Source organism: Taibaiella lutea (assembly GCF_008629695.1).
Lineage (GTDB): Bacteria > Bacteroidota > Bacteroidia > Chitinophagales > Chitinophagaceae > Taibaiella > Taibaiella lutea.
Genome location: NZ_VWSH01000001.1, coordinates 1,061,580 through 1,083,452, shown reverse-complemented (window position 1 = coordinate 1,083,452; position 21,873 = coordinate 1,061,580). Strand labels below are relative to the sequence as shown.

At 39.5% G+C, this 21,873-nt stretch carries 15 protein-coding genes and 1 tRNA gene; 9 read left to right on the top strand and 7 right to left on the bottom strand.

The features are described 5' to 3' along the window. Positions 1-6: 6 nt before the first annotated feature. Both F0919_RS04650 and porW read right to left on the bottom strand, forming a co-directional pair. The gene (locus F0919_RS04650) at positions 7-2,640 is read right to left on the bottom strand and encodes a tetratricopeptide repeat-containing hybrid sensor histidine kinase/response regulator (RefSeq protein WP_150031543.1); all 2,634 of its coding nucleotides are present in this window, start codon (positions 2,638-2,640) and stop codon (positions 7-9) included. 104 nt (positions 2,641-2,744) lie between these two features. After that, positions 2,745-6,257: a type IX secretion system periplasmic lipoprotein PorW/SprE gene (porW, locus tag F0919_RS04645; RefSeq protein ID WP_150031542.1), complete on the bottom strand. Its 3,513-nt coding sequence runs from the start codon at positions 6,255-6,257 to the stop codon at positions 2,745-2,747. Positions 6,258-6,472: 215 nt separating this feature from the next. Here porW and F0919_RS04640 point away from each other — a divergent pair, with 215 nt between their 5' ends. The 4 genes from F0919_RS04640 (at position 6,473) to F0919_RS04625 (ending at position 9,182) form a co-directional block, all read left to right on the top strand. After that, a complete protein-coding gene (locus tag F0919_RS04640; RefSeq protein ID WP_150031541.1) occupies positions 6,473-7,024 on the top strand; it encodes a hypothetical protein in 552 nt (183 codons plus the stop codon). Between the two features lie 91 nt (positions 7,025-7,115). After that, positions 7,116-8,156: a hypothetical protein gene (locus F0919_RS04635; protein ID WP_150031540.1), complete on the top strand. Its 1,041-nt coding sequence runs from the start codon at positions 7,116-7,118 to the stop codon at positions 8,154-8,156. A gap of 112 nt (positions 8,157-8,268) precedes the next feature. Further along, positions 8,269-8,721, top strand: a complete 453-nt coding sequence (locus F0919_RS04630; protein WP_150031539.1) for a YciI family protein — start codon at positions 8,269-8,271, stop codon at positions 8,719-8,721. Positions 8,722-8,744: 23 nt separating this feature from the next. After that, positions 8,745-9,182 carry a VOC family protein gene (locus F0919_RS04625; protein WP_150031538.1) on the top strand — a complete coding sequence of 146 codons (438 nt, stop codon included), beginning with the start codon at positions 8,745-8,747 and terminating at the stop codon, positions 9,180-9,182. Positions 9,183-9,257: 75 nt separating this feature from the next. On the opposite strand, the gene F0919_RS04620 is transcribed toward F0919_RS04625, so the two are convergent. Continuing rightward, positions 9,258-9,494: a hypothetical protein gene (locus F0919_RS04620; protein WP_150031537.1), complete on the bottom strand. Its 237-nt coding sequence runs from the start codon at positions 9,492-9,494 to the stop codon at positions 9,258-9,260. 263 nt (positions 9,495-9,757) lie between these two features. On the opposite strand from F0919_RS04620, the gene F0919_RS04615 reads away from it, so the two are divergent. Further along, positions 9,758-10,120, top strand: coding sequence for a response regulator (locus F0919_RS04615; RefSeq protein ID WP_150031536.1), 363 nt, complete (start codon positions 9,758-9,760; stop codon positions 10,118-10,120). A 43-nt stretch (positions 10,121-10,163) separates the two neighbouring features. Next, positions 10,164-13,961, top strand: a complete 3,798-nt coding sequence (locus F0919_RS04610; RefSeq protein ID WP_190277262.1) for a PAS domain S-box protein — start codon at positions 10,164-10,166, stop codon at positions 13,959-13,961. 293 nt (positions 13,962-14,254) lie between these two features. Here the strand turns inward: F0919_RS04610 and F0919_RS04605 are convergent. Next, positions 14,255-14,326, bottom strand: a tRNA-Met gene (locus F0919_RS04605). A 71-nt stretch (positions 14,327-14,397) separates the two neighbouring features. Between F0919_RS04605 and era the strand changes: the two genes are divergently transcribed. The 3 genes from era (at position 14,398) to F0919_RS04590 (ending at position 16,969) form a co-directional block, all read left to right on the top strand. Further along, positions 14,398-15,300, top strand: coding sequence for a GTPase Era (gene era, locus F0919_RS04600; protein WP_235903457.1), 903 nt, complete (start codon positions 14,398-14,400; stop codon positions 15,298-15,300). Next, a complete protein-coding gene (locus tag F0919_RS04595) occupies positions 15,290-16,195 on the top strand; it encodes a 1-aminocyclopropane-1-carboxylate deaminase/D-cysteine desulfhydrase (RefSeq protein ID WP_150031534.1) in 906 nt (301 codons plus the stop codon). The genes era and F0919_RS04595 overlap by 11 nt, the downstream gene beginning before the upstream one ends. A gap of 66 nt (positions 16,196-16,261) precedes the next feature. Then, on the top strand, positions 16,262-16,969 hold the full coding sequence (locus F0919_RS04590; protein WP_150031533.1) for a hypothetical protein: 708 nt from the start codon (positions 16,262-16,264) through the stop codon (positions 16,967-16,969). Positions 16,970-17,005: 36 nt separating this feature from the next. Here the strand turns inward: F0919_RS04590 and F0919_RS04585 are convergent, their stop codons facing one another. The 3 genes from F0919_RS04585 to F0919_RS04575 form a co-directional block, all read right to left on the bottom strand. After that, positions 17,006-18,544: an acyl-CoA carboxylase subunit beta gene (locus F0919_RS04585; RefSeq protein WP_150031532.1), complete on the bottom strand. Its 1,539-nt coding sequence runs from the start codon at positions 18,542-18,544 to the stop codon at positions 17,006-17,008. A gap of 152 nt (positions 18,545-18,696) precedes the next feature. Then, positions 18,697-20,487: a T9SS type A sorting domain-containing protein gene (locus F0919_RS04580; protein WP_150031531.1), complete on the bottom strand. Its 1,791-nt coding sequence runs from the start codon at positions 20,485-20,487 to the stop codon at positions 18,697-18,699. Positions 20,488-20,777: 290 nt separating this feature from the next. Further along, positions 20,778-21,530, bottom strand: a complete 753-nt coding sequence (locus F0919_RS04575) for a DUF6261 family protein (RefSeq protein ID WP_150031530.1) — start codon at positions 21,528-21,530, stop codon at positions 20,778-20,780. Positions 21,531-21,873: the final 343 nt, after the last annotated feature.

Here is a 21,873-nt window from a genome sequence, read left to right as displayed (position 1 = left end):
AGGTACTTAGTCTATTACTTCATGAAGCTCTTCAAAAGCCTTATTGCAAAGTCTTTCAAGTTGTGTTATCAACTGAGGCAGATTTTCACGATGTGCGCTCTGGCCGGCCGTTTGCTCAATCAGAAATATATTGCTTGTCTCTTCTTTTACACCCATGTAAGACAATTGTGGCTTCATGGAATGCGCTGCAACTTTAACAGTTTCATAATCAAATGTAGCCATGCCCGATTTTATTTTTTCCAGAAGCTTTGGAGCATTGTCTAAAAACATACCGACATATTTTCGTTTCTTTTCAGGGTTTCCGCCGGTAAATTGATTCAGGAAAGCCATGTCTGTCACACGTTCCGGCAAGGTTTGCAAATTGCCGATTCCTTTTGAAACATCTTCTTCTTTGTGTTTAACGTCTGACGGATTGCCTTCCAGCACCATTGCCATTTTCAATAATAAGTCTTCGGTCTGGAAAGGCTTGCTGACAAATGCATTCATGCCTGCATTCAGATATTGTTGTACGTCTTCCTGCAACACATTGGCCGTCATGGCAATAATGCCGATATTCCTTTTTTCTTTTGGTAAGCTTGTTCTTATCGTTCTTGTTGCATCTACGCCATTCATAATAGGCATCTGAATATCCATCAGCACTAAATCATAATCATTATTGCGTACTTTATTTACAGCTATCTGTCCGTTCTCAGCAATATCAATTTTTATTTCCGGTAATAATTCCATTAAGGTGTCTTCTGCTACCAAACGGTTGAATTCATTGTCTTCTACCAACAATAATGAAATGTGTTTCAACTGTTCCATCACTTCCTCGTTGATATGATCTGTTTTGGGTGTTACATTCTGTTCTTTGGCAATAGTCAGAGGAATAAGAACCATAAATGTAGTGCCTTCGCCTTCTTTGCTTTCTACAGAAATTTCACCTTCCATCAGGTCAACCAATTGCTTTGAAATAGTAAGCCCAAGGCCCGTTCCTCCAAATTTTCTGGCTGTATCTGTTCCTGCCTGCGTAAAGCTTTCAAAGATTTTGCCGACATATTCTTCTGAAATACCGATACCTGTGTCGCTTACTTTAAATTTGAGCATTATTTTTTCTGTATCCTGCGATTGGATGTTGCATTTAAGAACCACCGAGCCGTGATCAGTAAACTTAATAGCATTACCAATCAGATTCAGGAATATCTGGTTAATGCGGTTTGGATCGCCAATCAGGCGGTCGGGTATTTGCTTGTCCACTTCCACTTTCAGCGAAAGGCCTTTCTGCTCTGCTTTTAAAGCCATTATTTCTTTAACGCTGAATATTAAATCATTTAATGAAAAATCAATTTGTTCAATAACGATTTTTCCTGCTTCAATCTTTGAAAGATCCAATATGTCATTAATAATCACTAACAAATTATCTGCAGATTGACGAATGACGTTGAGGTACTTTTGTTGTTCGGGCTTAGGATCTTTATCCAACAGAAGTCTTGTAATACCTACAATTGCGTTCATAGGCGTTCTTATTTCATGGCTCATATTAGCCATGAACTGTTGCTTGAGTGCTGCTGTTTTTTCTGCTACCTCTTTTTCTTTTTTCGCAACTTCAATCTGGTTCTTAATCTGAAGGTTGCGTAGTTTGTTTAGTGTAGCCTGCTGAAATATTTCTTCTTTTAGTTTTTCAAAAGCTTTGAGATGTTCATACGCCCTGGGAATATTGCCCATCTTGTCGTACAGGTCAGAAAGATATTCGTGAATGCTCATCAAATCATGCCGGCGCAAGGAGCCTTTTGCAAGTTCATAAGCATGTTCCAGATAGCGTAATGCCCTGTCCAGTTCGCCCTGGTAAACATATAATCTTCCAATATAGAAAGAAGCAACAATTTCAGCTTCCGGGTTATCCAGCCCTTCTGCCTGCGACAAGGCCTTTTCAAGGTATTTTTTGGCATTTTCATAATCATTCAGACGATAATAAACTTTGCCCATGCCGCTATCGGAAAGCGAACGGCCTTGTGTATGTTCTTCTGTTAATTCCTGATTTTTTTTAAAATAAGAAAGCGCTTCGTCAAAGAAGTTTTTCTTGAAATAAATATCGCCTAATGTATTGTATATGCCTACCAGCCTGCTGTTGTCATTATATTTTTCAAAAATAGGCTGACATTTTAATGCATATTCCAAAGCCGTGTCATAATCGCCAAGATCATAATAAAGGCTGGAAATATTGGTGAGGTTAATAGTCAGATTCAGTTCGTTTCCCAGCTTTTCATTGATGTCCAAAGCCGATTCAAAATCCCGTAAAGCGCTGTCCAGATCGCCGAGGTTACGATAGATGCGTCCGAAATTATTAAGCACTTTGGCCTCAAGCGTTTTGTTCTTGATTTCCTGCGCAACAATGAAGGCTTCCGTCAATTCATCCAACCCGCTTTCATATTCGCCCATGAGCCAATAGCTTGCACCTTTATGATTGAGGCCATTGCCAATGCCAAGCAGATAACCAATAGCTTCAGACCTTTCAATAATTTCTTCTGCCAGCATCATAGCTCTCTCTGCATCCGTATTCCTTATTTCAAGGGTCATATCGGTCAGGATATCAATTTTTTCTTTTTCGCTTGTTGCCTCTGCGTATTGCTCTTTGAGTTCCAGATAGCGTTTTGTTTCCATGTAATAATTTTGAACGAGGTCAAGTTAATAAAAAATCCTGCATGGTCAGCCATGCAGGACATTTTATTCATGAGTAATTAATAAAAATGAATGATTAAGATAAATTACTGTCTGTAGTTTTTAAGATAAAAAGCTTTATAAACGCCGTAATCTTTCTTGATAAAAAGCTTGGGAAAATTATCTGCTGAAATAACCATGATGTCGTATTCATTGGGCGAAAATTCCCGGAAAAGCACATTGACAGATTTGATTTCATTAATGTATTTTTTTGCTTCCGACGCATTGGTAAATGACTTACATACAATCAGGCTGCGGCTTGCATCCAACGTTGAAACCGTAACCGAAATACTTTCTCTTGAGGCTTTCATCAAATTATAATCCGAGAGGCCGGAACGCAAACCCGAGAACTTGGCGCTTGAAGGGGCTGCAATAATTACATAATGTTCTGTTGCCGGATTGTATTGATAAACCAATGCATTTGCATTACCCGTCGAGTCCGGTGATTGTGATGCCTGGTTCACACTACCTGTAGAATCTTTGGGTATAATTTTTGGCGCATTGCTTAAATCAGGATGCTGTTTCATGTAAGCCAAAATCGTATTGGCCCAACTTACAAGACTATCATTCGGATTAGATGAAATAAATTGTTTCAGCATGGTATCAGCTTCCGGATAATTTCCGTTTCCTGCTATTGCAACGGCTTTCATTAAAGTGAATTTCTTCCTGAAATTTCCCTGGTTTTTGTAATTCTCATCGGCATCTTTTATCCTTGTCAGTACTTCATTGTATTGTCTTTGCATCAATAAACCGTAAGTCTCGTCATAGAAATTTGAGATGGTTTGCTGATTGGTATTAGTGACGTTAGGGAAAGGATTGGATTCGCTTTCCTGGCTTTGCCCGCTGAGTAATCTTCCCCAGTCTGAATCAGGGAATTTTTGTTGTAATTCTTTATTATATGCCGCAGCTTTTGTCGGACTATTCTGACGCATGCTGATGATATAGCGGATATAGATTTCTTCAGCCATGTTTTTGTGATCAGGATAGCGCTTATCCAAAGTATCGAAGGTGCCTACGGCTTTTTCGTAATCTTCAAGATTGGTATAATAGGCTTTCCCTAAATCGAAATAGCCTTGCGAAAGTTGTGAATTGGCTAAGTCAATTTCTTTCTGGCTATGGGGAATAGCGGCATACAGCGTGTCTTCATTCGGTAAATTCAAATCATTCTGTTCCTCTTCTCCATTTGCGTTGTCGCTGGTATTGTCAATAACGAAAACATTGCTGCTGCTGATTCTCCAGTTATCTTTCAGTGTTCTGTTGCCCCATTTCTGTTTAAAGTCATTTTCCCCTTGTCTCATAAGATTAGGGTTGGCAAAATACCAGGTTACTGTTTTTTGTCCACTCATTCCCGGAGGTGGAGCGATAACATTATTTGGCTGATTTTGTGCCAGATAAAGACTGTCACGCATTCTCTTTTCCAGATCTTTTACATAATCATGGATGATTCTTCTTTGTTCTTTTTCGGTGAGATAAGACATTCGCAGCAAGCTGTCCTGTGTTTTAACCACATTGCCGGGATAAGCAACCAAATCAAGTGCCTGAGCTCTTTTCTGGGCAATGCTATAAACAGGATCTTCTGCCGGAGTGAGGAACATTGCAGCGCTGTCATAAGCAAATTTTGCACTCGAGTAATTGCTTCTTACATAGTATTCATCACCCAAAGCTGCAAAAGAAAGACCCTTTTGCTTTTTATTGCTTTTGCTTTCCTGAACGCTTTTTTCGAAATATCCGAGAGCCGCATCGCTTTGTTTATTCTTCAAAGCAGCTTTACCCATTGCAAAATATATCTGGTCGTAATAAGGTTTGAACTTAGTGTCTTTCGACATTTTTTCCAAAAGGTTGTCGGCTGTATAGGTTCCCGAACCATTATTAATATTGTTAACCGCAATATTCTTTTTGGCATAAAATTCCATTTCCAATGTGGAATTCAAGCCCAATGCAATATTGTAATATTTGTTGGATTCAGCATAGTTCAATTGACTTTGCTGAATCTGTGCATTCAGGAACGCAGCTCTCAGGCGCAGCCAATTCGGCTGTTCTTTATCTACCGCTACAATTGCCAATGATTGAGAGGCTTTGGTATAATCGTCCCTGTACAGGTCAATGAACGCCTGCTCCAGCGCAAGTTTCCCGTTTAGCCTTGGTGGAAAATTTGCATCATTGCGCAGTAAGTCCAGCACTGTTTGTGCCTGGCCTTCTTTGCCACTCTGCGTCAAAACCCTTGCCAGCCAGAGCAAGGCTTCATTCTTAGCTGATTTATGTTCCAATGCGCCTGCAATCCCTGTTTTTTCAGGATCACTGAAAGTTGATGGTTTGCTTTTGTCGGCTTTACTATTGCCTTTTTTCTTTAATTCTTCTTTTTTGTCTTCTTCGGCCTGAGAAACGATTGTTTTAAAAGCCGCTCCGGCATTGCGATAATCGCCTTTGTAATAATAAGCCTGTCCCAGTAACAAATACAAATCATCCTGCCATTTAGCTCTCGGGTCATGAATCTGAATACCCAATGCAGCTTTCCTGATAATGGTATCCATGTCTGATTTCAACTTATTGCTATCCACATCAGGGTCAAAAGGGAACAAAGCTATGAGGCTGTCGTAATTATTGACATGCGATCGCACCATATTGTCCTCGGCCTCTTCCATCTTCTTGTTGGCATTGAAATAATAATTGTATCGCGTAAAGGTATTCTGGATAATCTGTCGTGGCACAGTCCATTTCTTTTTACGCATTTTCTGGTTATCGTAGGCAGCCTGTTTTTTCTTGATCTTTAATTCTAAAGCAAGATTGTGTTTCTTTTCTGCCTCTTTTGACTTTTCAATGGATTTCTGCTTTCGGAGCTCGGCCCTTGCCTGTCGTACTTTTGAAAGGCTGTCGGCCCGCGCAGCCCTGTATGCTTTTAAGCTGTCAAGTTGTTTTGTACGTATCTCTTTTGCCGCATTTAAGGCGGTTTTCAAGCTGTCGTTATAGACTTTTCGTGCAGCTAAAACACTGTCAGATCGGTTTCTTTGAACAGTTTTAACACTATCGGTATAATGCTTCCTGACTTTGACCAGGTCGGCTTTTCGTTTTGCTCTTACAGCTTCTACGCTGTCTTTATAACGTTTACTTTCCTTGTATTTTTTTTCAGCAGCCAGACTATCTGTTCGTCTTTGGCGAAGTACTCTTTGCTCCTCCATTATTCTGGCTCTTGCAAGCTTAACGGAATCGTTGTAATTTTTAATGCTGTCGGAATAACGTTTTCTTGCCATCATGGTGCTGTCGGCAATATATTTACGCTTTGCAGTTATGGAATCCGAAATACGTTTTCTTTCTGCAGCCTGGTCTGCAAATCTGGCCTGACGCGCATACTCCACGCTGTCCTTATAATGTTTGCTTTCTTTATAGTTACGGATAAATCTGAGGCTGTCAGCTTTTTGTTTATTGGCTTTTGCAATGCTATCAGTAATTCTCTTTTGTGCAACAGCAGCGCTGTCGGCTTTTTGTGCCGATGCCTGCGTATTACTTACCAATAAAATTGCTAATACAAATAGTCCTGTTAGAAACTTAGTAACCCTTTTCAAATTTTTCCTTTACTTTAAGCACGATATTACAATGAATAACTGATTTTCAGGTCAAATATTATATGCGAAGATAAAAAAGATGAGTATATTGATTTTGCTTTAAGGCATTAAAAAGCCGCTATTTTAAAAAAATAAAAAAAAATATTAGCAAACTGTTGCAAGTCCGAAAAATTTTTATGTATTTTGGTAGCGATTTAGAAAAATTGAATTTAACTATGAACAAAAAATTATTATTTGTGTCTGCCGTTGTAGCGGGCATGTTCCTGGGAAACACTACCAAAGCACAGGCACAAGAGAGCGATGAAATGGTTCCCGTTTATCGCTGGTTCAATCAGGTTGATAGAAATTATGTGACTGTAGCAGAAGGAGAATATCAGGAAGGACAACTTCTTAATTGGAAATATAACAACAAAACGCTTGTATTCTATGCGTTTCGTGAGCCGGGACCAAACCGTGTTGCGGTATATCGTTGGTTCAATCCTATAACTAAAGATATCGTAAGTATTGCAGAAGATGAGTATTCTGATGATGCAATGTTGAAAATGGGATATAAAGAAAAACATCTTCAATTTTATGCTTCCATTCGTCGTGGAGATAATCGTGTAGCTGTTTGCCGTTGGTACATTCCTAAAACAAGAGATTGGGTTACTATTCCTGAAGAAGGTGATACTGATGCTTATTACAAAAAAGGATATCGTCACAAAACATTGCAATACTATGGCGTTCGTCGTAGTGTAGATGAATCTATCTACGAGCAATCATTGTAATTGATTTTATTATACAATATTTACAAAAGGAGGATAAACATTTATCCTCCTTTTGTATTTTTATAGTTATTGTAATTCTATATTATTGAAAATGGCCGATGATATAAAAATCTCAAAGAAGAAACCTATTTTCCCGGTTTCCGTTCCGCTTCAGAAATATCTGAAAAATTATCAGCGCGAAGCGCATTTGTCGATTAGTTATACCGACCTTCTTAATTTTAAAGAAGCAGTGCCTTTGATGGATAAAAACGGAAAAGACACTTTCTGGGAATCGCCCATTTACCCGCCACATGAAATTGAAGCGCTGCACAATGGCTTGAAGAAGGTTTATGCCATGTTGAAAGCTTCCGGTAATCTCCGCATTGTACAGCATAAGTATATTGACCGTATTGATTATTGCACATTTGGAAACACACATCCTTTCCGCATAAAAATTATTAACAGGTTGAATGATGTTTATGATTATTTCTATGTTAAACGTGCTGACGCTTCGCGTATTTACGGTATGGAAATCGAACATTTACTGTCGCCCAATCAGTTGAATTTTCTGGTAGATAGAGATACTATTATTGAAGAGCATATCCCCGGTATTCCGGGCGATGTATTTACCAAAACCCATTTGACAAATCCTGATTATAATCCAAAACGTATTGCGAAGGAATTTGTCAAATTCAATGAACGTTGTTTTATTACTTTATTGGGCGACATGCGTTCTTACAATTTTGTAATGCAGGTTACGCCCGACTTTGATGATTTTCAGTTCCGCATACGCTGTATCGATTTCGATCAGCAGTTTTTTGAAGGTAATAAAAAAGTGTATTTGCCTCAGTTTTTTAAAGAGAACCTTCCGTTTGTGAAATTAGGGATGGAATATCTTACAGAGAAAACCTTTATTCAATACCAACAGGAAGAATCCTCTTCTATTGTACACCGCTTAAGGAGCGAGCGAAACAGGATAGCGCAATTAAGAGATGTTCTGGGAACGGATAAAGTTTCGACTCCGGAAAACGTCAAGCAGTTACGGGAAGGGCTTGCTGAACATTATCAGGACATACAATACCTGAAATGTAATAGCATGGCTGACATTGTTGAATTAAACCTGAAAAAACTCATCAGGCAGGTTAAGATGTAAAATGAATTTTGGATTACAAAATATCTTTGGCTTTCTGTTTAATAATGATTTATTATATTTGATTCCGGGGCAGTATTTACAATTAAGTGTGAAACCAGTTAAATTATTTCCAATGAAACTAAAGCTAAAATTCATCTTGTTATTAATGATCGCATGTTGTTTTTCAAAAGCAAATGCACAATACAACAAAGCATTGGCTGATAGTCTTGGTGCAGACGAATACGGGATGAAGATGTATTATTTTGTGATACTGAAAACAGGAAAAGCCGAAGTTAAAGATGATGCTACCATGAAAATTCTTTTTCGCGGGCACATGGATAATATCATCAGACTTTCGAATGAAGGTAAGCTCATCGTAGCAGGCCCACTGGAAGAAAATCCGAATAAATACAGAGGTATCTTTATTTTTAAAGCCAACTCGAAAGAAGAAGTTGAAGAATATTTAAAAGCTGACCCTGCTATAAGTACGGGTATTTTTGAATCGGAAATATATAATTGGTATGGTTCTGCTGCTTTGCCTGCTTACCTGCCGTTTCATCAGCAGATAGAAATGAAAAAACATTAATTTTTATAAACAAAAAAAACGACATGGCACAAATTAATCCATATCTTAATTTTAAAGGTAATTGCGAAGAAGCATTCGATTTTTATAAGGCCGTTTTTGGCGGTGAATATCCCTTTGTAGGACGCTTCAAAGATATGCCGCCATCAGAAGGCATGCCATCAACATCTGCTGAATTTGGTGATAAGATTATGCACATGTCTTTGGTGTTGCCTGATGGTACAACGTTGATGGGTAGCGACGCTTGCGGACCTATGGGTGACTCAACTATAGTTGGCAATAATGTACAACTTTCTATCAATGCAGAAAGTGAAGAAGATGCCGACAGGATTTTTAATGGTCTTTCAGCCGGCGGTAATGTTATTATGCCAATGAGTAAAACTTTTTGGGGCGCTTACTTTGGTATGTTTGCCGATAAATTTGGTATTTACTGGATGGTGAATTATGATTATCCACGCGATTAATTGTATTCAAAATATAATTGAAACAAAATCCGGCACATAAGAAGCCGGATTTTGTTTGTGTTTATCATTCAGGAATTATTTTTCTCCGTTCGGCATACTATCACCACCCGGCGTGTTAACTCTGTAACCTTCTCCCTGATCAGCATCAGGAAGCATACCTGTGCTGTCTCTCTTTCCATATTCTACGGGCGCCGTACCATAAGCATTTGTAGAATCAATCGGAACGCTTTTTACGCCTGATGCATTTTCTGTACAAGAATAAATGCCGGCTAATGTGAAAAATAACGTTGTATATAACAAGTATCGTCTCATAAATTTTATGTTTTTCTAACTATAACAACGCATTTTTATAAAAAAGGTTTTATACTAACATAGACAAAGCTTTATGTTTCAATTGTTAGAACTTTTTTACTGCTTTGATGTTTTTAAACATACAATAGTTATAAGCGTAATGCTAATCTAAATCAGCACGGGTTTATTAGCCGCAATTTTATACTTTTGGATACTTATTAAGATGGGCGGAAATATTGCACAATTACATTTCTGATTTTAATAAAGCAAATAAAACCTAAAGCATGGTTGCCGTTAAACGCGTCGCAGTTTTTGATGATGATGATGATTTACTCATTATCTTTCGTTTCTTTTTTGAAGAAAAAGGGTGGGAAGTGCATACCTATAAAACAAGTGATGATGTAATCGACAAAGTGAGAATGTCATCGCCTGATGTGATTTTAATGGATAATTGGATACCAACCACCGGCGGGCTTTTTGCAACTCAAATGTTGAAAAACGATGAAGAGCTTAAAAACATACCTGTTATTTATATCTCTGCAAATAATGATATAAAGGGCATAGCTGAAAGGGCAGGTGCAGATACTTATGTTGCCAAGCCTTTTGATTTTGAACATCTGCAAAATGTGGTGGATTCTTTTTTTTGAGATAAAATCAAAAATTAAACGCTCACCCTTAATCCCAAATGAAATGCCATCAAAAAATAATGCTGTTAACAATTTGCCTTTCCTGCAAGGTGGTGGCGAAACAGGTGAACTTATCCGATCTGTTGATTGGTCTGTAACACCATTGGGACAGCCGGCTACATGGCCTTATTCATTAAAGCAAATGGTCAGCATGATGTTGACCAATACGTTTCCTACGCTTATTTGCTGGGGCAATGATTTTACACAATTATATAATGATGCTTTCAGGCCTATTAATGGCGAAGCCAAACACCCCTTTGCTATTAGCAATAGTGCAAAGAATACTTATGCCGAAATATGGGACAGCATAGGGCCGATGTTTGAAGCTGTTATGAAAGGGGAATCTTTCAATTTGCAGAATTTCAAAGTTTCATTAGAAAGGAACGGTGCCGATGCTGAGGATTGCTATTTTGATTTTTCATACAGTCCGATAAAAGATGTGGATGGCGATATTCAGGGCGTATTGGTGATTTGCGTGGAAACCACAGAGAAAGTTTTTGCGCTCAATACACTTAAGGCCAATCAGCTGAATATGCAGAACATGATACGTCAGGCGCCGGTTGGCATATGTATCGTCAGTGGAGAGCCTCTGTATGTTGAAGAAGTTAATAATCTATTTCTGGAAATCGTCGGAAAAAGCCGCGAGCAATTTCAATCAATTCCCTATTGGGATGTTATGAAAGAAATCAGTGCAGTTTATCGCCCCATTGCAGCGAAGGTTCTGGAGACAGGTGAAACATTCAGAGCGAAGGAACATGAAGTTGTCCTTACCAGAAACGGGATACCGGAAACGGTGCATGTAGATTTTGTGTATGAACCCGTGAGAGATGCCGAAGAGCAGATAAAGGGAATTATGATTGTCGCAACGGAGGTAACAGACAAGGTTTTGGCAAGGACTGCATTGGAAGATATTAATAACGAAATGGTTGCTACCAACGAAGAGATGGCAGCCTCTAATGAAGAGCTTTTAGTAACCAATGAGGAATTATCAGTAGCTCAACAGCAATTGGAAGATTCTTTGCAAAAGCTTACTGACAGCGAACAGCAGATTCGTTCCCTGATTGAAAGCGCACCTTTTCCCATTGCTGTTTATATAGGCCGGGAAATGAAAATAGCGCAGGCAAACCGGGCTATTATCGATGTTTGGGGAAAAGGCAGCGATGTAATCGGCAAAACTTATTTTGAATTATTGCCCGAACTGGAAGAACAGGAAATATATCCGCAACTGGATAACGTATTTACAACCGCTATCCCTTTTCATGCAAGAAATCAGCGTGTAGATCTTACAATTAATGGAGTACTGACTGTTTTTTATTTTAATTATAGCTTTACTCCATTGCTTGATAAGAATGGTAACGTATATGGCGTAATGAATACTGCTGCCGATGTAACAGATCTGAATATAGCCAAGCAACGTATAGAACAAAGTGAAGAGAATTTCCGTAACATGATTGCCCAGGCACCGGTAGCAATGTGTCTGCTTACCGGCTCTGAATACATAGTAGAACACGTAAATACCGCAATGCTTGAGATATGGGGCAAGCCACGTGAAACTGTGATGAATAAGCCGGTTTTTGAAGCTTTGCCGGATGCCCGCGAACAAGGCCTGGAGCAGGTAATGGATGGTGTTTATGTTACCGGCAAGCCTTTTATTGCAAATGAGCAACCCGTTTCCCTGCTTCGTTTTGGGAAGCCGGATGTAGTTTACCAGAATTTTGTTTACCAACCATACAAAAGTACAGACGGCAGAATACTTGGGGTATTGGCAATATCTGTTGATGTTACAGAACAGGTAATTGCGAGACGTGAACTTGAGAGAGCCTACGAACAAGCGCGTCTTTCAAAGCAGGCTGCGCAGATGGGTACTTTCGACATGAATATGGTTGACGGAACATTGGAATGGGATGAACGTTGCCGTACACTTTTCGGTATCAATCACAATAATGCCATTACTTATGAAAAAGACTTTGTAGGTGGTCTGCATCCTGATGATAAGGAGTATGTGTTGAATATAATTGATGGCGTTCTGGATAAATCTCTTACCAATGGAGATTACGATATTGAATACCGCACAGTTGGTGCAGCAGATCAGATAGTACGTTGGGTGAGAGCCAAAGGGAAAGCATATTTTGACGAACAGGATAAACCTGTTCGCTTTATAGGATCTGTGTTGGATATCACTGATCAGAAGCTTGATGAAATCAGGATGCATGAAAATGCGGAGAAGCAAACGCGATTGGCCGCTATTGTGAGTTCATCAGATGATACGATCCTCAGCAAAACATTACAGGGAATCATTACAAGCTGGAACACGGCAGCAGAACGTATGTTCGGCTACACGCAGGAAGAAGCCATTGGTAAGCATATTTCTATGATCATTCCGCAGTCACGGTTAAAGGAAGAGGAATTTATTATCAGCCGCATAAAAACAGGCCAGAAAGTTGATCATTTTGAAACTGTCCGTATAGCAAAGGATGGAAGGGAAGTCCCATTGTCTATTACCGTTTCGCCCATTATGGATGCAAATGGCAATATTATAGGAGCATCAAAAATTGCAAGAGATATCAGTACGCAAGTTGAAGCGCAGGAAATTGCACAACGTTACACAGAGCGTCTTGAAATCATGAACACTATGGTTCGGGCGGTTTCTGAGGAGCTTGATCTGAACAGGATATTGCAGAAAGTTACGGACGCTACTACAGAACTTACAGGAGCTAAATTCGGCGCTTTCTTCTATAACAAAACTGATGAAAAAGGAGATTCTTACATGTTGTTTACGCTTTCCGGTGCGCCACGGGAGGCTTTTGAAAAGTTTGGAATGCCGCGTAATACTGCTGTATTTCATCCTACATTCTCAGGAGAAGGCGTAGTGCGTGTAGATGATATTACCAAAGATCCGCGTTACGGAAAAAATACGCCACATCATGGTATGCCCAAAGGACATTTGCCTGTTGTGAGTTATCTGGCTGTGCCTGTTACATCCCGTTCGGGAGCTGTAATAGGCGGATTGTTTTTCGGTCATCCTGAAGCAGGAAAATTTACCAAACAGCATGAAAGCCTTGTAACATCAATTGCTGCTCAGGCTGCTATCGGCATTGATAATGCCAAATTGTATGAAGAGGTTAAAGCACTAAACGATAAAAAAGACGAATTTATCGGTCTTGCCAGCCATGAGCTTAAAACGCCGCTTGCCAGTATCAGCGGTTATCTGCAGATTCTGAACCGTATGAAAAAAGATGAGCAGAGTCAGAAGTTTGTGGAAAGGGCTTATCATCAGGTACAAAAACTTACGTCATTGGTTAACGATCTCTTAGATGTTTCCAAAATTGAAGCCGGAAAGCTTAAATTGACTATCAATGAATTTGACCTGAAAGAAATAATTGAAGATGCTATTGAATTGACAAAGTACACTACCGATAAGTATAAAATTACTTTTGAAACGGATGTTGAAGTTTGTAAAATCAGCGCCGATAGCCAAAGGATAGAACAAGTTGTAATTAATTTGCTCACAAATGCGATTAAATATTCGCCCGGCACTGACAAGGTTGAAATAACTTTGATACGCAATGACAAGGATGTAATAGTTGGTGTAAAGGATTTTGGGCTTGGTATTCCTGCCGATAAACTAACAAGTATATTTTCCCGTTTCTATCGTATCGACGATGCTACACCTAATATTTCAGGCCTGGGAATAGGCCTGTATTTGTCGAATGAAATCATTTCAAGACATAACGGTAAGCTATGGGTTGAAAGCGAGTTGGGTAAAGGGAGCAGCTTTTGGTTTTCTTTGCCTCTTTCATAAGAAATCAACATCTGTAGGAACTATAAATAAAAAGAAGCATTCAATTTTTGAATGCTTCTTTTTTGAAGTAACAAACTCAGCGATAGAACCTGGATCAGCCGCGGCGGATATGAGTCCGACTGATTATGTCACAAATCAATAAATAAAAAAGGAATACAGTTTATGTATTCCTTTTCTGAAGTAGCGAGGTCAGGGATAGAACCGGGTCCGCGGCGGCGGATATGAGTCCGACTGATTATGCCACAATCAATAAATAAAAAAAAGGAATACAGTTTATGTATTCCTTTTTGAAGTAGCGAGGTCAGGGATCGAACCTGAGACCTTCGGGTTATGAGCCCGACGAGCTACCGCTGCTCTACCTCGCGGTGCGGGTGCAAAAGTATAGCTATTATTTCAACTGACAAAATTATTTTACTAATAAATTTATAATCCTTTATTGGACTTACCTTTGCAACCTATGGAAGCTACGCACAAAGCCGGTTTTGTAAATATTTTTGGTCCGCCTAATGCAGGAAAGTCAACTTTGATGAATGCTTTGCTGGGCGAGCGTTTGGCAATTGTTTCGCCAAAAGTTCAGACAACAAGGCATCGCATTTTAGGCATACTTACAGAAGAAAATTATCAGATAATTTTTTCGGATACACCGGGAATTATCGATCCTCAATATAAACTGCACAATAAAATGATGCAGCAGGTGCGTAGTGCTGTGGAAGATGCGGATGTAGCTTTACTGATGGTGGACGCTACAGATGATCCTGATTCTTTTTCAACGATTATCGATTCACTGAAGCTCAAAACCAAGAAGATTCTATTGGTCAATAAAGTGGATTTGATTGAAGATAAAGAAAAGCAGGCAGAGCTTGTAAAAGCTTTTGAAGATAAAATCAAGCCGGACAAAACAATGGTTATTTCGGCATTGAAGAAAATCAATACCAAAAAAATTGTACCTGCAATATTAAAATTCCTGCCCGAAGCACCACCATTTTATCCTGATGAAGATATTTCAGACAGACCGATGCGGTTCTTTGTTTCTGAAATGATCCGGGAGAAAATATACAGCATTTACGATCAGGAGATTCCTTATCATACTGCGGTATTGGTACAAACCTTTGAAGAATTGCCGCATGTAACGAAAATCAGGGCCGACATTGTGGTTACCCGCGAAACGCAAAAGATGATTATGCTCGGTACCGGAGGCAGCATGATTAAAAAGCTCGGTATGCAAAGCAGGGAAAGCATCGAAAAGTTTCTGGATAAGAAAGTCTTTCTTGAACTGTTTGTAAAAGTCAGGCCTAAATGGAGGGAGAACGATACTTATCTTAAGGAATATGGATATTGATTTTCAGGCTGAAATAAAGATTGATGTTCTTGAAGATGAAATATTACAGGCTCGGGGCATTGAATTGGGTATTTTAAGATTGGATCAGATACATCCTGTAGTTTCCGGAAATAAATGGTTCAAGTTAAAATACAATATTGCAGAAGCTGTCAGGAATGGATCTGATTCCATACTTACTTTTGGCGGTGCTTTTTCAAATCATTTGATCGCGACAGCAGCTGCTGCAAAAGCTTTCGGTCTTTCTTCCATTGGCATTGTAAGAGGATTTCATGCAGAAAATAATTTATCGGAAACGTTGCATGCTTGTATTAATATGGGCATGCAATTGCATTTTATAAGTCGCGGGGACTACAGCCAAAAGGATACGGATGCTTTCCTGAATACTATTGCGCAACAATTTCCTCAGTCCTTTATTATTCCCGAAGGTGGCGACAATGAAAAGGGGAGAAAAGGAACGGCAGAAATTACAGCTTTAATCCCTGATACTTTTACACATATTGTCCTTCCTGTCGGAACCGGGGCTACCTTTTCCGGAATCAGAAATGCGCTTCCGGGTACTGTTGAAATGCTGGGTTTTACAGCTATGAAAGGCGGCGGTTATCTTGAAGAAGCAATTAAGAAATCTTTAAAAAGCCTTTTGCCAAATTGGGACCTGATTACCGATTATCATTTTGGTGGATTTGCAAAATACAACCAATCATTGATCGATTTTATGAATGCGTTTTATGAAAAATTCAGGATTCCGCTGGATATGGTTTATACCTCCAAAATGATGTACGGCATTTTCGATTTGATAAAAAGCGAAAAATTTCCCGAAGGCAGTAAAATACTTTGCATTCATACCGGAGGTTTGCAGGGAAATCATTCCATAAAGCATTTACTGAGCTATAAATAGCATTTCATAAACAATTTCCTGCAGGACAATTTCCTGTTTTTCCCAATATTAATGTAAGTTTGAAGCATGAATAAACGAATAGGAATAGCAATCGTATTTCTGCTATTGTTGAATTTAACCACAAAGATTTACGCACAACCGGAACTTCCCAATATAGCTGTCATTACACAAGGCGGTATCAATATTTTAAGTTTTACGAATCCTTATGAAAGCGGCATCAAATCCATTGCAGTAGAACGTTCAAACGACAGCGTATTGAATTTTACCAATATTGGTTATGTGGCTTCTGTTAAAAAAGGCGCTGCAAGCTTTGTGGATGCACATCCAATGGTAGGTAAAAACTGGTACCGGCTTCAAATCGTTTTTTCTTCCGGTATGGAATGGATTAGCAACCTCGGAACGATAGAGGTGGACAGTTCTGCCATTGCAAACCGTAAGCCGCTGCCTCCAAGCGATTCTTTACAAAAAATCATCAATGCTACCGGAAACACTGCTGTTATTAATGAAATTAAAACAGTGGAAATGCCGAAATCGCAATATGTATTTACCAATCCCTTTACCGGTAATATCAATATTGAAATTCAGGATGCGCTAAAAGAAACGTATCAGTTATTTTTCTACGACCAGAATGATAAGGAAGTATTGCGCATTCCGAGAATCAATGATAAGATAGTGATTCTGGATAAAAGAAACTTTCAGACCACCGGCATATTCAAATTCAAATTACTGAAAAACAAAGAGGATTTTGATAAAGGATATGTAACTATTTATTAAAAAAGAAGGCAGGTTTTTTAAAACCTGCCTTCTTTTTTACAACGGAATATTATCGTGCTTCTTCTTCGGCATCTTCGCTACTTTATGCTCCAGCATTTTAAATGCCTTTATTAATTTTTCTCTTGTTACATCAGGCAAAATTACTTCGTCGATAAAACCACGCGCTGCTGCTCCATAAGGATTGGCAAACTTGTCTGTGTATTCCAGCTCTTTCTCTTTCCATTTCGCATCGTGGTCTTCGGCATCTGCAATTTCTTTTTTGAAGATGATTTCCGCAGCGCCTTTGGCACCCATTACGGCAATCTCCGCCGTAGGCCAGGCATAGTTTAAATCAGCGCCGATGTGTTTGGAATTCATTACATCATAAGCGCCGCCATAAGCTTTGCGTGTGATTACCGTCACTTTCGGAACAGTTGCTTCGCTCAATGCAAATAATAATTTTGCGCCGTTTGTTATGATTCCGTTCCATTCCTGATCAGTACCCGGTAAAAATCCCGGAACATCTACCAGTACCAATAAAGGAATATTGAAAGCATCGCAGAAGCGTACAAAACGCGCGCCTTTCTTGGACGAATTAATATCCAGAACACCTGCCATGCTTGCGGGCTGATTGGCAACAATGCCTATACTGCGACCTGCAATGCGGGCAAAACCTACCACAATATTCTCGGCATAATCTTTATGCACCTCAAGGAAGCTGTCGGCATCCGCAATTTCCGCAATCACCTCTTTCATATCATAAGGCTGATTTGGGTTTGCAGGGATAATATCGTTTAAAGCCGTTCTGATTTCATTACCTGATTCATAAGGATAAACCGGTGCATCTTCTTCGCAATTCTGTGGCATATAGCTCAGCAATTGCTTGATATGTTCGATGCATGCTATCTCATTTTCACAGGCAAAATGCGTAACGCCCGATTTGGAAGCATGCGTATGCGCGCCACCCAGTTCCTCGCTCGTAACAGTTTCGTGTGTTACCGTCTTTACTACGTTTGGTCCGGTAACGAACATATAGGAAGTATGTTCCACCATTAAAATGAAATCGGTAATAGCGGGAGAATAAACCGCACCGCCGGCGCATGGCCCCATAATAGCGCTCAGTTGCGGTACCACGCCGCTTGCCTGTACGTTTTTATAGAATATATCGGCATAGCCCCCCAGTGAAACGACTCCTTCCTGAATACGTGCGCCACCACTATCATTCAGTCCGATTACAGGTGCGCCGTTCTGCATGGCCAAATCCATAATCTTACAAATCTTCTCTGCATGCGTTTCGGAGAGGCTGCCGCCAAAAACGGTAAAATCCTGTGAGAAAATATATACCAGACGGCCGTTTACGGTGCCATAACCTGTTACTACGCCATCCCCAAGGTATTGTTCTTTTTCCATACCGAAATCCTTGCTGCGATGTGTTACCAGCATACCTATTTCTTCAAAAGAGCCTTCATCCATCAATAATTCCACACGCTCGCGGGCAGTAAGTTTCCCTTTCTTATGCTGGCTGTCAATCCTGTTTTGACCACCGCCCAGTTTTGCCTGATTTATTTTCTCCTGAAGAATATGTAGTTTGTCCATTATGGTAATTAAAAAGTAAAAATTAAGTTGCCAAAAGTAAAAAGGAAAATTGAATTTAACGATTAAGAAGTAAAGGATATTAAAATGTATTCTGTTTCAGACATAAAAAAGGCCGTTGCGTAAGCAACGACCTGAACTACTTTTATTGAAATTTACTCTTTTATAATCTTTACTGAATTGCCCGTTATTGTTTTCAGTATATAAACCCCGGAACTTAACCCTGCCATAGAAAGTTGTTGAGAATTGTTGTTAAGCATAATTTCCCTGACCGTTCTTCCATAAATATCTGTGAGTACAGCTTCTGTATGCAATAGCTTTTCGTCAGTGAAGCTGATGTGAATGGTTTCTTTGGAGGGATTGGGAGAGATGTTTATTGATACTGTTTCCTTATCAAAAGAATTAATGCCTGTAGGCGGTAATGCACCTTGTCCTTCATAAGCGCCCATATCAATAATTGTTCCTTTCAGGCGGCTCGAATCTCCCAGGTCTAAATCGGCTTGAAGATTGCCTACACTTGAATAAGCAGCATTATTGCCAGCGTCTATGCATAGGCTCCCAGGTTGCAAACGAAAATCGTTATTAGCAGCATCTACAAATAGAGGGTCAGTATCGCCATCTAAAATGTGATTTGAAAGGTTGGCGGACATGCCTTTTATGATGCTATTGGCAGCGATAAGTTCGGCTCCGCCAAGGCTGAAATGCAAACCACTGGAAGCTGCAATGATCGTATTATTTATAGTTAAGGTTCCGAAACTCCCATGGTCAATACTGCTTCCGTAGGGAACAATACCATAAAACGTGCAATTTGTCATTACAAGAGACGTATTGCCATCTATATTAACAGATCCTGTGTTCAGAAAAAGGGAGTTTATTATACTGTTTTCGCCACGGGCGCTGTAGAGAATGGTACCACCCGATCCGCTGTTAGTAGCTGCTCTGTTATTAATGAATATGCAATTTTTAATTGTATCCAGCGAAAGATCGCCATTATATATAGCACCTCCCCAGCCACTTGAATTATTGCCTTCAAATGTGGAATTTGAAATATGTGCGTGATAATATTCTCCACCTATTCCGCCGCCATAGCCATTCGCCTGATTATTCAGAAATGTACATTTCCGGACAATCAATGTGCTATTCTTGTCACAATGGATTGCTCCACCTGTGTTTGCCATATTATTATCAAACGAACAATTTATAACGGTTGATGAACTATAGTAATTAGATATGGCACCGCCGTAAGTTGATGTATTGTTACTAAACATGCAATCATCAATTACTGAGATGCATGAGTCATTGTAAATTGCACCGCCATGGCCGTTATCCCCGCCTGTCGAAGCTTCGTTGTCAATGAAACTACAATGAATAATAGAAGAAGAAGCATGAATATTGTAAATAGCTACTCCATTGGCATTAAGCTTATGATCCAAACCATAACCAAAAACGTAACCATCACGGAAGATACAATTCGATATGGTCGGAGAAGCGTAATTATTATAAATCCCTTTACCTGAGAATGCTTCGCCTTTATTAATGACAAAGCCGTCAAGTTGCGCAGCAGAGGTCAAATTGTTATTATCATTTGAGATGACAAATTCGTTATCTAAATTATTGCCATTCAATTGGAGTTTGGTACTATCATTCTCCCAATTTCTATCAGAGAACAATATATCCGTACTGGTAAATCCCCCAAATATCTTTACACCTTCTTTCATAGTAAAAGAATTGTCTAATGGAGCGATGTACGTCCCCTTTGCCACCCACACGCTATCGTCTGCATTGGCTGCATTGATACCCGCCTGAAAGTCGGAAAATGCCGTAGCCCAGCTTATGCCATTTTGTGTACCACCTGTATGGGCACTGTCCACATATACTATCGTAGCATTTGCACAAATAGAGAACAAACCTAACATAACTGCACAGGTAAGTAATAATTTTTTCATCTATGAATTGATTTAGCGCGAAGATATAAAGCGATAAAATTTTACGGTTTACTAACTTGATAACGTTTGTTTTTTCTTGTAAACGTTTTTCTGAGTAATAGATGATATCAAAACCGAAGAGATATTTATTTTTGAATTCAGAAGCTTTCCTGACAGAGGATTTCAGGCATTTTTGAAAAAATAAAGTTATATAGATTGTTATGTTTGGTGCTTGTTACACTGAGGAATCCACAAGAGGTGGCATGCAATACATGTGCGACACCTCAAAAGTGTCGCACATGTATTAAATACTATTCTTTCCTCGTTGTATCGGCTGTATCTTTACGGGCAATGCCTTTGCGCCTGGCCAATATATCGGCAAAGTATTTCCGGCCGTTATTGATGGCATCCAGTATCTGAATGTAGAAATCTTTATCAGTGCTTTTTACAGAGATCATGCCGGTGACATAGTGTACAAGCTTGCCATAGCTATCCATCATTTGTTTTTTCAGCGCCAGTGTATTATAGCTGACTTTCCGGACAGTGGTAGTGGAACGGTTGTTAAACAGGTTATCGAATGCTTCAGCCGAGTTTTTCAGATTGCCTATATGTTTCAGTAGTTCGAGTTTTTCAATGATTTCTTCATTTTCAGGTTTGCTCCATTCCTTTAGCAGTTTTTGTATATCAAACGTTTCGGCTTCGTAATTCTCCGATTCAAGGTCGGTATAGCTTCTCATAATTATCATGGCAATCTGGTAAGCATTTTTCTCATCCTTATTGTTGCTGTATTCAAATACGGATACTGCTCTGCGCAATGTAGTTATCATGTGGTCACGCTGCATGTCAAGCATTTCCAGCTCTTTGGTTTCAGCCATAGCCTTAATTTGCTTCATGGCGTCATGGTATGCATTGCTTCGCATTTTCAGTTCGATATGGACCGTATAGAAGTCGATATCTTTTTTCAGGTCGAGTCCGAGAGAGTCGATATCGGTAAAATAGCGGACAATGAATTGTCCGACTTCAGCAAGCCTTAAATTTCTGGCTTTAATGGGATGTAGTTTCATTTTTTAGTTTTCAAAATGTATATAATTCTTTAAAGAATTATTACAGCAAAACTCATGCCAGAAATCACCAAATGGCCTGAACCAATCAATAAGCGTAGGCTTTCATTCAATATTCGTTGATTTTTATTGCAGAGTCCATGTTCTTAACCATGGATAAACCCGTACCGGGAACCCGGCCATATCATTAACCGCAGATAAAAGTTTGCCGGAAATGCCGGCGCGTTTTTAACCATGGATAAAGTGGTGCCGGAACGCAGGGGAGGTTTTTAACGGAGGATAAAACGTTCCCGGAAACCTGCGCATGTTTTTAACCACGGATAAAAGTCCGCCATGAACCCGGGCA